The sequence below is a fragment of the Nannocystis punicea genome (assembly GCF_026965555.1).
GTDB lineage: Bacteria > Myxococcota_A > Polyangia > Nannocystales > Nannocystaceae > Nannocystis > Nannocystis punicea.
In genome coordinates this window covers 8660387-8673052 of record NZ_CP114040.1, presented here as the reverse complement: position 1 = coordinate 8673052, position 12666 = coordinate 8660387, and the positions used below count along the sequence as shown (strand labels likewise).

6 protein-coding genes are annotated in these 12666 nt (G+C 72.4%); 4 read left to right on the top strand and 2 right to left on the bottom strand.

Annotation, left to right across the window (positions count from 1 at the left end):
* Window positions 1-236 precede the first annotated feature (236 nt).
* Window positions 237-1853, bottom strand: a complete 1617-nt coding sequence (locus O0S08_RS33150) for a DUF4832 domain-containing protein (protein WP_269033426.1) — start codon at window positions 1851-1853, stop codon at window positions 237-239.
* A 296-nt stretch (window positions 1854-2149) separates the two neighbouring features.
* A complete protein-coding gene (locus O0S08_RS33145; protein WP_269033425.1) occupies window positions 2150-2752 on the bottom strand; it encodes a TetR/AcrR family transcriptional regulator in 603 nt (200 codons plus the stop codon).
* 87 nt (window positions 2753-2839) lie between these two features.
* On the opposite strand from O0S08_RS33145, the gene O0S08_RS33140 reads away from it, so the two are divergent.
* The 4 genes from O0S08_RS33140 to O0S08_RS33125 all read left to right on the top strand — a co-directional run bounded on the left by O0S08_RS33140 (window position 2840) and on the right by O0S08_RS33125 (window position 12665).
* Complete coding sequence (locus O0S08_RS33140; RefSeq protein ID WP_269033424.1) at window positions 2840-4090, top strand: FAD-dependent monooxygenase; 1251 nt, start codon at window positions 2840-2842, stop codon at window positions 4088-4090.
* 267 nt (window positions 4091-4357) lie between these two features.
* On the top strand, window positions 4358-5590 hold the full coding sequence (locus O0S08_RS33135; RefSeq protein WP_269033423.1) for a response regulator transcription factor: 1233 nt from the start codon (window positions 4358-4360) through the stop codon (window positions 5588-5590).
* A 168-nt stretch (window positions 5591-5758) separates the two neighbouring features.
* Window positions 5759-6502, top strand: coding sequence for a hypothetical protein (locus O0S08_RS33130; protein WP_269033422.1), 744 nt, complete (start codon window positions 5759-5761; stop codon window positions 6500-6502).
* A gap of 64 nt (window positions 6503-6566) precedes the next feature.
* Window positions 6567-12665, top strand: coding sequence for an Ig-like domain-containing alpha-2-macroglobulin family protein (locus O0S08_RS33125; protein ID WP_269033421.1), 6099 nt, complete (start codon window positions 6567-6569; stop codon window positions 12663-12665).
* Window position 12666 lies beyond the last annotated feature (1 nt).

Genomic DNA, 12666 nt, shown 5'->3' with positions numbered 1-12666 from the left:
GCTCCTGCGGGCGGCGAGAAGGAATGCCGCGGCGCTGCGACCGGCGTTTGCGGACCGCGGTTACGAGCGTCCAGGGTCCGGGCGCGAGCGGCTGCGCGGGACCTGGGGAGGTAGTGTCCACAGGTCCGCAGACCGTGAACCGCGGGCGCATTTTTTTGGATCGGCGACGGCGCGGGCGGGTCCGCGCGCTCGCGCGCAAGAGGCGAGGACGGACGCGGCTCGCGGCGTCGCGGCGATCAATTCACTGCGACGGTCGCCTCGAACCAGTTGACGCCCTCGGTCCATTCGACGCCGGTGTCGTTGCCGAGGCGGATCGCCTGGCGCGGGTCGTCGGCGAGGCCCGGGGCCGGGTCGGCGAGGCGCAGGCCGATCCGGTACGTCCCGGGCGGGAGGTCGGCGGGGAGGACTGCGTCGACGCAGACCGTCTGCGATTCGCCGGGCCGGAGCGTGCGCAGGTCGAAGTCGTCGGCGGCGACCTCGAGGCGCGTCGGGCCGGCGAATACGAGCACCAGCGGGCGAGCGTGGACGGGGGCGGCGAAACCGTCGTTGACGAGCTCGAGCGCGACGGGCACGGCGCCGCCGGGGGCCGCGGCGTCGGCCCAGCGCAGGCCGAGGGCGGCGAGGCGGTAGCCGAGGCGGCAGGCGATCTCTGCGTAGCAGCCGTCCTGTTGCCAGCCGGCCAGGACCTCCTCCTTGTACGCGGAATTGAGGTGAGTCCAGTGATGAAGGGCCAGCTCGGCGAGCGCCGAGGGGCACTCCGAGCGCGGCGGATTCTCGGCGCAAGTCTCGCCGCCGACCGGCACGAACGCTGAATCGGCGACCGCGTAGTCCTTCTCGCCGGGCTCCTGGTAGGTGCCGAAGTCGTCGTCCGAGGCGAGGAAGCAGTCGTTGACGTGACCGACGTGGGCGAGGGCGCTGCCGTCGTGGGCGGTGTCGGCGGTCAGCGGGCCGCCGTAGGCCTGCTGCTTGAACGAGGGCCGGCGCACGGAGACCGTCCGCTCGGGCGGCAACGCGGCCAGCAGGGCGTCGAGGATCTGTTTGCGCGGACCGGGATCGTCGAGTCCGTTCATCGAGCCGTGCCATTCGCCCCAGGCGCCGATGAAGCCGGCCTGGAGGGTGAGGATCACGTCGGCGTGCTCCTGCAGCAGCGGGGCCAGCTGATCGATGTGCTCGAGGATCCGCGGGAGCTCGGCGTCGGGCTCGTTCATGGCGTTGGAGTAGTGGAAGCGCGGGACGACCTTCATGCCGTGCTCGCGCACGAGGTCGAAGCCGGCGGCGATCTCGTCGAGGACGACGGCGTCGAGCGCGGTGTCGCGGTATTCCGACAGGAGCACCTGGCCGTAGACGACGCTGCGCCCGCCGGCGGCGATTCCGTCGAGGGTGTCGTCGTCGAGGTCGCGCAGGTCGGTGAAGCCGTGGAAGCCGCGCTCGGGGTTGACGATCGCGCAGGCCGGTGAATCCGAGGGATCGTCACCGGCGCTGAACAGCGCCGGGGCGAGCGCGAGCTGCGAGACGCCGGGGCCGTCGCCGAGCGGACAGGCGAGGCCGGGCGCGCCGGTGTCGGTGTCGCCATTGGTGGCGGAGGGATCGACGCTGGTGGACGTCGGCGCGTCGGTGGTGGCCGGCGAGGTCGTGCTCGTGGTCGGCTCGGCGGTCGTCGACGAGCCGGTGGTCGAGGTCGACGCGGCGGTCGATGGATCGCCGGACGGATCGGCGCCGACGGTCGCGTCGGTGGCGGAGCCCCCGGTCGCGCCGGTGTCGGCTTCCGTCGAGGCGTCGCTGCCGGGGCAGGCGGACGACGCGAGGGCGCCGAGCAGGAGCAGCGTGAGCGGTCGATTGGGGCGCGTCGACATGCGGGGCACCATACCCGAGTCCGCGGGCTCGCGGCGCCCGAGCTGCGGACGAGCTCGCCGGCCGCGAGGCCGCGATGATGTCGCAAGAGACAGGTTCGATCGCGGCCGGGCGAGCTCGCGCGGGGGCGAGAGGAGGTATGTCCGATGGGACAGGTCGAAAGATCCGCGTCGAGGGTGATGACATGGCTCTCGAGACATGTCGATCCGCGCTCGGGTCGCGCGGCCCGCTGCTCGGATTGGTACGGGAGCTTCGGAGATGGGCGCGGCGTGAGCGGGCGCTCGCGCCCCCGGCGGGCTCAGGTCGCGCGGCGCGGGCGGGCGCTCTTCGCGGTCTTCTTGGCGGCGGCCGGGCGGGCCGGAGGCAGGCCGAGGGCGGCGCAGGCGGCCTCGACGGCGCTGTTCTTGATCCGCTCCATCGGCACGTCGGGGAACTCGATGGTGGTGTCGGCCATGCCGCCGATGGCGACCACGGCCCGCACGCGCGCCTCGAGCGAGGGCGAGGGGCCGACGAGGAGGGTCATGAGGCGGTGGCGCCAGGCGAACATGCGCGCGGCGAGGTCGAGCTCGGCGAGGATGCTGAAGTCGCGCACGAGCATGACGATGAGGTCGCGGTGGCGCGTGAGCAGGTCGAAGTGGGCGCCGAGCAGGGCGCGCGGGTCGGCCGGCGCGGTCGCCTCGAGCGCGGCGAAGTGGGCCTCCATGTCGCTGATGAGCGGCGCGAACATGCTGGCGACCAGCGCCTCGCGCGAGTCGAAGTGGTAGTAGAGCGCGGGCTTGGTGATGCCGAGCCGGTCCGCGATCTGGCGCAGGCTGGTCTGCTGCACGCCCTGCTGCATGAACAGCTCGCGGGCGACCGCGTGGATCCGCGCCTTGGTGTCGGTGGGCCGGGCTCGCGTCACCCGACGAGGATATCGCCGGAAAGCGCGGCGGTCGGCTTGAAAGTGCCAGGACCGCGTGCTTACCTATCGGTAAGTAAGGGAGGCGTGATGCAGAAGATCCTGATCAGCGGCGCGAGCGTCGCCGGGCCGGTATTGGCCTACTGGCTCAAGCGCCACGGGTTTCAGCCGACCGTGGTCGAGCGGGCGCCGGGGCTGCGCAAGACCGGCGGGCACGCGGTCGATCTGTTCCGGCCGGCGATGGACATCGTCGAGAAGATGGGGGTGCTGGCGGAGATCGAGGCGCGCGCGACGGGGACGGAGCAGCTGACGCTGCTGCGCGACGGGGTGAAGCGGCCGCTGGAGGTCGACGTGAAGCGGATCCTGCAGACGGTGTCGCGCCGTCACTGCGAGATCATGCGCGACGAATTGGCGGAGGTCCTCATCGGCGCCGGCCGGGGCGAGGTCGAGTACGTGTACGGCGATTCGATCGCGTCGCTGCGCCAGGACGACGCCGGGGTCGACGTGACGTTCGAGCGCGGGGCGCCGCGGCGCTTCGACCTGGTGATCGGCGCCGACGGCCTGCACTCGAACGTGCGCCGGCTGGTGTTCGGCGAGGAGCGGCAGTTCTCGCGCCCGATCGGCGCGCACCTGGCGGTGGCGTCGATCCCGAACTACCTCGAGCTGAGCGACCGCACGATCCTCGTCACCGGGGTCGACCGAATGGCCGGGGTCTACAGCGCGCGGCACATGGACGACGCCCGCGCGGTGTTCCTGTTCCGCAGCCCGCAGGAGCTCGAATACCACCACCGCGACGTCGCCCGGCAGAAGCAGCTGCTGGCGCAGGCGTTCGCCGGGATGGGCTGGGAGGTGCCGCGGCTGCTGGCGGAGGTCGAGCGCGCGCCGATCTTCTACTTCGACACGATCACGCAATTGCGCATGGACACGTGGACGCGCGGGCGGGTGACGCTGGCCGGCGACGCCGGCTACTCGCCGGGGCCGGCGGTGGGCGGCAGCACGAGCCTGGCGATCGTCGGCGCGTACGTGCTGGCCGGCGAGCTGGCGGCGGCCGGCGGCGATCACGTGCGAGGCTTCCGCAATTGCGAGGAGACGCTGCGCGAGTACGTGACGCACAGCCGCGCGTTCGCGCTGTCCGCGGCGCGCAAGCTGATCCCAGGCAACCCGCTGGCAGTGTGGCTGTTCGCCCAGTCGGCCCGGCTGTTCAATCACGTGCCGGTGTCGTGGCTGCGGGCGCTGGCCCGACTCAGCCGCAGCTCGGTCCAGATGCACGACGCGTTCGTGTTGAAGGATTATGCGGACGGCGCCCGCCCGGCCGCGGCGGTCGTGGCGGCCCACGCGTGATTTGCAGCTGTCGGACGCGCAAGGGGCGGCCCCGGGGGCGGCCGGCGGCACCCGCGAAGGCGCTCGTGGGATCGACGATGTGCATACCTTGGGCAATCCTTCACTGGATTCATCGGACAGCCGTACGCGGACGATTGAACATAGGACATGATTGTTCAGAGTCGTGAGCTCGGGCCCGCGCGGTGATTGGCGCGCGGGCTCGCGTCGTCGAAGACAGCCATGGACAAGCGCGCGGGGACCGACGATCGTCGGGTCGAGCCACCGGTCATGAATCTGCTCGTAACGTCGCCCGCTCGCATGACCCGCGTCCTGGTCGCCGACGACGATCCAGTGGCCCGGGCGATGCTCGCGGGGCCGCTGGAGGAGCGCGGCTACGCGGTGAGCGAGGCGGCCGACGGCGCGGCCGCGTGGGAGCTGCTGAGCGAGGCGGCGCCGCCGCAGATCGTCCTGCTCGACTGGGTGATGCCGCGGATCAGCGGGCTCGAGGTGTGCCGCCGCCTGCGGGAGGCGCGGGCGCCGGCCCACGTGGTGCTGGTGACCGCGAGGAATCGCCACGCAGACATGCTCGACGGGTTCGCGGCCGGGGCCGACGACTTCCTGGTCAAGCCGCTGTCGAGCGGAGAGGTGGTGGCGCGCGTGCAGGCGGCCGAACGGGCGCTGGCGCTGGCGAGCGCGACGCCGGGGCTGGCGGCCGCCCTGGCCGAGGCCCACGCCAGCCCCGGCGGCGATCTGCTGCTCCGCAGCGGCGCCGAGGTCGGGCGGGTGTTCTTTCACGCGGGCCGGGTGGCGTGGGTGCATCTGTCCTCGGAGACAGGTTCGTTGCACGACCTGCTGCGCGATCTGCCCGACGTGCGCGCGGACGACGTGAGCGCGGTGCTCGAGGAGTGCTTTACCGCCGGGCGACACTTCGCCGACGTGCTGATCGAGTGGGAGGTCGTCACGGCCGGCGAGCTCGAGGCGCGGCTGCGGCGGTGGCTGGCGGCCAAGCTGCAGCGGCTGCTCGGTCGCCGGCACGAGGTGGTGATGTTCGTGCCGCAGCAGCGGCGCTACTCCAGCGGGCTGACGTTCGCGCTGGCGGAGCTGCTGCCGACGTTCGTGGGGGCGACGGAGCCGCTGGCGCCGACGAGGTCGGTGCCGCCGGCGATCGAGATCGACGCGGAGATCCGGCGCTGCCTCGACGAGGCGATGGCGCTCGACGGAGCCCAGGCCGCGGCGCTGCTGGACAGCGACCGCGGGCGATTCCTGGCCCGGCGCGGGCACCCGCTCGACGACGGGCTGGTCCACGCGCTGACGCGGCTGGTCCACAGCGAGGAGGTCGACGATTGCGTCGACGACATCCTCGTGACCCGCGGGCCGCGGCTGCACCTGTTGCAGCGGACCCCGCGTACCGGCTGCTATCTGTTCGTCGAGCTCGACCGCGCGAGCGGCAGCATGGGGCTGGCGCGCTCGCGCTTGCAGACGCTCGCGCGCGGCCTGGCGCCGATGGCCCGCGGCGGTTGAATTCGCGCGGCCCGGGGCGCGACGGAAAAAAGATCGCGGCCGCGTCAGAAACCGGGGGCTCGTTGTCGATGACCCGGGGTCCGGCGCGAGCGGCCGCCATGAGGCGGGCCCGTGCGCCGGGTGTTCTCATCCGTGCGATCGGTCGACGGCCGATCGCCAGGAGTCGTCATGCGCAATCGTATGTTCTCCATCCTCGTGCTCGGCGGTCTGGGCCTCATGGCGGGCGGCTGCGACGAATCGATCGAGGCCGGCGCGGTTCAGCCGCGCGCGGTCACCATCAGCGATGATTGGGGGGTGCACGATCCGGTGCAATTCCCCGAGGTGGGCAGCTGCGAGGATTATTACGACACCCGCTGCGCCGACCTGTCGCCGCAGGCGTGCGCGCTGGTGCGGGCCCGCTACACGTGCAGCGAGAGCAAGGTCGGGGTGACGATCACGGACAGCTTCGCGGGGCAGGCGGCGCACGCGGGGATCTGGTATGTGGTGAATGAGGACGGAGCGGGCAAGGCCGCCGGCAGCGCGAAGCAGGCGTGCGCGGCCGTGACGGACAAGCTGGACCGGCTCGACTGTCTGGCGCTGGTCGGGGTGGCGGGGCACGAGGCCGCGGTGCGCGAGCTGGCGCCGAAGGGCGGGCTGGCGCCGGTGCTGCCGCTGTCGCAGATCGATCCGGAGGAGCTGCCGCTGCCCGCCGAGGACCCGCTGGTGCAGGCGCTCGATCCTCTGGGATGGAAGGTGCCGGCGCTGGGACTCGCGGCCCGCGAGCACCTCGCGGCCGGGATCGTCATCGAGGACGTTATCATGCTGGTCGCGCCCGGCGGGGCTTCGTTCTACTCGAAGCGCGGGAGCATCCTCGTGCACGACGCCCGCTGCAGCATGGACAAGGTCGAGCTGTGCCTCGACGTCGACCCGTAGGCGGGACGAAATCGCCCGGCGGGCGGGCGTATCGGGGCCGCGTGCGTGCGCATACAATCGCGGCGTGCGCCCCGGTCGTCCGCTCCGAATCGTCTGCGTCCTCCATCTTTCGCTCGCGCTGATGACGAGCTGTCCGGCGACGAAGGGGTCGGCGGTGGTGGTGCCGGTGAGCGGCGAGGCGGTGGCGACGGAGTCGGGGACGCGGGACATCGATCTGCGGAGCGCGCCGGAGGACGCGCCCGAGGGGCTCGAGATCCGGCTGCGCGCGAGCGAGGAGCTGCGGCCGCTGAGCGCGGCCGGACGGCCGCCGGCCAGGGCCGAGCCGCTGCCCGAGGCGCGCGCGGCCAAGCTGCTGGCGCGGCTGCCGGCGCTGACCCAAGAGACAGGTGACAAGAAGACCTTCGCGCTGCGCGAGCAGAGCCTGGCGGCGCCGCGGCCGGGCAAGACGGTGCAGCAGGCGTTCCCGCCGCCGGCCGAGGCGCCGGCGCCGGAGCGGGCGGAGGCGGGGCCGCTGGCGGTGACGCGGGCGATGCCGGAGGGCGAGGTCGAGCTGGCGCCGCACCTGGCGGTGTCGTTCTCGCAGCCGATGGTGGCAGTGACGAGCCACGCCGAGCTGGCGAAGCTGAAGGTGCCGGTCGAGCTGTCGCCGCAGCCGCCGGGGTCGTGGCGGTGGGTCGGGGCGAAGACGGTGATGTTCGAGCCGGAGGGGCGGTTCCCGATGGCGACGGAGTACCGGGTGCGGGTGCCGGGGCAGGTCAAGTCGAGCCTCGGCGGGGCGCTGGCCAAGGCCAAGGAGTGGACGTTCGCGACGCCGCCGCCGACGGTGCTGAACTCGTGGCCGCAGGGCGGGCCGCACGAGCTCGAGCCGGTGATGGTGGTGAGCTTCGATCAGAAGATCGATCCGCAGGCTGTCCTCGAGGTCATCTCCGTCGACGCCGGCGGCAAGCGGGCGATCCGGCTGGCGACCCAGGCGGAGCTCGAGGCCGACGAGGTCGCGCGCCAGCAGGTGGCGGCGAGCGAGCCGGGGCGCACGGTGGCGTTCCGCGCGGTCGAGCCGCTGCCGCGCGCGACCGTGGTCACCGTGACAGTCGGGCCGGGCACGCCGTCGGCCGAGGGGCCGCGCAAGGCGAAGGCGCCGTACAGGTTCGCGTTTCAGACGTACGGGCCGATGACGCACGTCGGCGCTCACTGCGGCTGGGGCGACCAGTGCCGGCCGCTCACGCCGCTGCTCATCGAGTTCAGCAACGCGATCGACCTCGAGCGCTTCGACCCGAAGTCGGTCCACGTCGAGCCGTCGATCCCGGGCATGAACATCAGCGCCAGCGGCAACATGATCACGGTCGCCGGGGCGACCGCGGGCCGCACCATGTATTCGGTGACGGTCGACGCCGGGCTGCGCGACGTGTTCGGCCAGGCGTCCGAGAAGCCGGCGGTGTCGCGGTTCACGACCACGCGCGCGGAGCCGCAGCTGCAGGGGCCGAACCGCGACTTCCTGGTCGTCGACCCGGCGGGCGGGTCGAAGCTGTCGGTGTTCACGATCAACCGGCCGAAGCTGAAGGTGCGGCTGTACGCGGTCACGCCGGAGGACTACGGGAAGTACCTCGATTATCGCCGCGACATGGATTGTCGTGACGGCCGGGCGATCCCGCCGCCGCCGGGGAAGCTGGTGGCGACGACGACGGTCAAGGTCGCGGACAAGCCCGACGCGCTGGTCGAGACCGCGATCGATCTGTCGCCGGCGCTCAAGGGCGGGCTCGGCAACGTGATCGCGTTCGTCGAGCCGCCGCGCCAGCCGTGGAACTGCTGGGAGCGCCAGTACGTGATGGCGTGGGCGCAGGTCACGCGCATCGGCCTGACCGCGTTCGTCGATCACGGCGAGATGGTGGCGTGGGCGACCAACCTGGCCGACGGGGCGCCGCTCGCCGGCGTCGACGTCAAGATCGCGCCGCGCGGGGGCGCGGGGCAGAGCGCGGCCGACGGGCTGGTGACGCTGCCGCTGGCCGACCGCGGGCAATTGCTGATCGCGAAGAAGGGCGGGGACACTGCGTTCGTCGCCGAGAACATGTACTATTATCAGCCCGAGAACTCCGGGTGGAGCGCGTATCAGCCGGGCGAGGACTACCGCTTCTACGTGGCGGAGGACCGCGGGCTGTACAAGCCGGGCGAGACGGCCAAGGTCAAGGGCTGGGTGCGCAGCGTCGGCGGGGGCGAGCGCGGCGACATCGGCCTCACCTCGGCGAAGTCGGTGACCTATCGATTGTACGATCCGCGGGGCAGCGAGGTGCGCAAGGGCGAGGTGCCGGTCAACGCGGCCGGCGGGTTCGAGCTGACGCTGGGGCTGCCGAGTAATATGAATACCGGGCAGGCGTCGCTGCAGATCCAGGCGGACTCGCGGACCTACTATCACACGCTCAAGGTCGAGGAGTTCCGCCGGCCGGAGTACGAGGTGAAGGTCGAGGCATCGCCGGGGCCGCACCTGGTCGGGACCAGCGCCGAGCTGACGCTGACCGCGAATTACTTCTCGGGCGGCGGGCTCGCGGGCGCGGACGTCGACTGGCGGGTGCACGCCGAGCCGGCCGCGTTCACGCCGCCGGGGCTCGACGAGTACAGCTTCGGCTTCACCGAGAGCTGGTACTGGTGGCGCCGCGAGTCTCGCCCGCAGGGGCGCGAGTTCACGTTCACCGGCAAGACCGACGCCGCCGGGGCCCACCGGATCCGCGCCGACTTCGTGTGGAGCCGGCCGGCGCGCGCGTACGCGGTCATTGCCGAGGGCTCGGCGCAGGACGTGAACCGGCAGAAGTGGACCGGCCGCACGCGCCTGGTGGTGCACCCGGCCGACCTCTACGTCGGCCTCAAGACGCCGCGGCCGTTCTACAACAAGGGCGACAAGTTCTCGGTCGACGCGGTGGTCGCCGACCTCGACGGCAAGCTGGTCGAGGGCCGCGCGGCGACGATCCTGGCCCAGCAATTCGAGTGGGTGCAGGAGCGCGGGGAGTGGAAGGAGAAGGTCGTCGACACCCAGACCTGCCCGATCAGCTCGAGCAAGAGCGCGTCGCGCTGCGACTTCGAGGCCCGCCGCGGCGGGACGCTGCGGCTCGAGGCGACGGTGGCCGACGCCCGCGGGCGCGCGAGCGTGACGCGGACGGACCTGTGGGTCGCGGGCGGCGACACGCCGCCGAGCCGGACGATCGAGCAGGAGAAGGTCGGGCTGTTGGCCGACAAGAAGGAGTACGGGGCCGGCGACGTCGCCGAGCTGCTGGTGGTGTCGCCGTGGCCGCGGGCCGAGGGGGTGCTGACGATCCGCCGCTCGGGCCTGGTGCGCAGCGAGCGGTTCAAGGTCGAGGACGGCGCGGCCAAGCTGCGGGTGCCGATCGAGGAGGCGCACGTGCCCAACCTGCACGTGCACGTCGATCTGGTCGGCGCGGCCCCGCGGACCCGCGACGACGGGACGGTCGATCCGAGCCTGTCCCCGCGGCCAGCCTACGCCGCCGGCGCGCTCAACCTGCGGGTCCCGCCGCGGCGACGCACGCTGCAGCTGACGGTCAAGCCGCGCGACGAGGAGCTGCCGCCCGGCGCGAAGACCGTGGTCGACGTCGAGCTGCGCGACGCCGAGGGCAAGCCGGTCGCCGGCGGCGAGGTGGCGCTGGCGGTGGTCGACGAGGCGTTGCTGTCGCTGACGGGCTACCGCTGGCCCGATCCGGTGGCGACGTTCTACGTCGACCGCGACGGCGGGGTGCGCGAGCATCACCTGCGCGAGCTGCTGCTGCTGGCGCGGCCCGACCTGGCGAAGCTGCAGGCGGCCGGGCCGACCGGCGGTTCGCGCGACGACGGCGGCTACGACCGCGCGGAGGAGTCGCCGAAGCGGAAGGCCAAGTCGAGCCCCGGCATGGCCGCGCCGGATCCGGCGCCGGTGGAGGCCCCGACGATGCCGGACGCCAGGCAGCGCGAGACCGCCAAGAAGGACGAGGCGGGCGACGCCCTCGAACGCGACAGCGGCGCGCAGGAGGACGCGGCGATCGCCCTGCGGACCGACTTCAGCGCGCTGGCGCTGTTCGCCGCGGCTGTCCCGACGGACAGCGAGGGCCAGGCGCAGGTCGAGCTCAAGCTGCCGGACAACCTGACTCGCTACCGGGTGATGGCGGTCGCGGCCGGGGGCGTCAACGCGTTCGGCGGCGGCGAGGCGACGGTCACCGCCAGCCGGCCGCTGATGGTGCGGCCGTCGCCGCCGCGCTTCCTCAACTTCGGCGACAAGGTCGAGCTGCCGGTGGTGGTGCAGAACCAGGGCAAGAAGGCGCTGACGGTCGAGGTGGCGGTCCGCGCGGCCAATGCCAAGCTGACCGCAGGGACAGGTCGCAAGGTGCAGGTGCCGGCCGGCGACCGGGTCGAGGTCAGGTTCCCGACCACCACCGAGATGGCCGGCACCGCGCGGTTCCAGTTCGCGGCCGCGAGCGGCCAGCACTCCGACGCGGCCGAGCTGTCGCTGCCGGTGTGGACGCCGGCGACCACGGAGGCGTTCGCGACCTACGGCACGCTCGACAGCGGCGCGGTGGCCCAGCCGGTCAAAGCGCCGGCCGGGGTGTGGCGCGAGTTCGGCGGGCTCGAGGTGACGACGACCTCGACCGCGGTGGCCGGGCTGACCGACGCGCTGCTGTACCTGGTCCGCTACCCGTTCGACTGCGCCGAGCAGGTGTCGTCGCGGGTGATGGCGATCGCGGCGCTGCGCGACGTCCTGACCGCGTTCGCCGCCGAGGGCCTGCCGCCGCCGAAGGAGCTCGAGGCGAGCGTGCGCCAGGACCTGCTGCGCCTCGGCAAGCTGCAGAACCACGACGGCGGCTGGGGCTTCTGGCGCTGGGGCGAGCGCTCGTACCCCTATTTGTCGATCCACGTGGCCCACGCGCTGGCCCGCGCCGACGCCAAGGGCTTTGGTGTCTCGAAGGACATGACCCGAAAGGCAGTCTCGTACCTGCAGTCGATCCGCTACCGGATCCCCGAGTCCTACGGGCCGGTCGAGAAGCAGGTGCTGCGGGCCTACGCGCTCTACACCCTGCGCCAGCTCGGCCACGGCGACCCGACCGAGGCGCGGGCGCTGATCAAGGAAGCCGGCGGGGTCGAGAAGATGGGGCTGGAGGCGGTCGCGTGGCTGTACTCGGCGCTGCAGGGCGACGCGGCGTCGACGAGCGAGCTCGAGGCGATCCGGCGGATCGTCCGCAACCGCGCCGAGGAGACCGCGGGCGCGGCCCACTTCGTGACGTCGTACAGCGACGCCGGCCACGTGCTGCTGCACTCGGACCGCCGCGTCGACGCGCTGATGCTCGAGGCGCTGATCGCCGATCAGCCGAAGAGCGACCTGATCCCGAAGCTGGTCGAGGGCTTGATGGCCCACCGCAAGGCCGGCCGGTGGACGAGCACGCAGGAGAATGCGTTCGTGCTGGTGGCGCTCGACCGTTACTTCAACACGTACGAGAAGATCGAGCCCGACTTCGTGGCCCGCGCGTGGCTCGGGCCGCGCTACGCCGGCGAGCAGAAGTTCGTCGGCCGCCAGACCGACCGCCGCCGGATCGACATCCCGATGGCCGACGTGGCCGAGATCGGGTCCGGCGACCTGATCCTGCAGAAGGAGGGCAAGGGCCGCCTGTACTACCGGATCGGGATGCGCTACGCGCCGAGCGACATGCTGATGCCGCCGGCCGACCACGGCTTCGTGGTCGACCGCGCGTACGAGGCGATCGACGACCCGAAGGACGTGTCGCGCGACGCCGACGGGACCTGGCGGATCAAGGGCGGGGCGCGCGTGCGGGTGCGGCTGACGATGGTGGCGCCGACGCGGCGCTACCACGTGGCGCTGGTCGACCCGCTGCCCGCGGGTCTCGAGCCGCAGAACCCGGCGCTGATGACCACGGGCTCGCTGCCGGAGGACCCGCAGGCGATGAGCAAGCAGTCGCCGTGGTGGTGGTGGAACCGCCCGTGGTTCGAGCACCAGAACCTGCGCGACGAGCGGGCCGAGGCGTTCACGTCGCTGCTGTGGGAGGGCGTGCACACGTACACGTACGTGGCGCTGGCGACGACGCCGGGGGTGTTCGTGGTGCCGCCGCCGAAGGCCGAGGAGATGTACCACCCGGAGACGTTCGGCCGCGGGTGGAGCGCGAAGGTGATCGTCGAGTGAG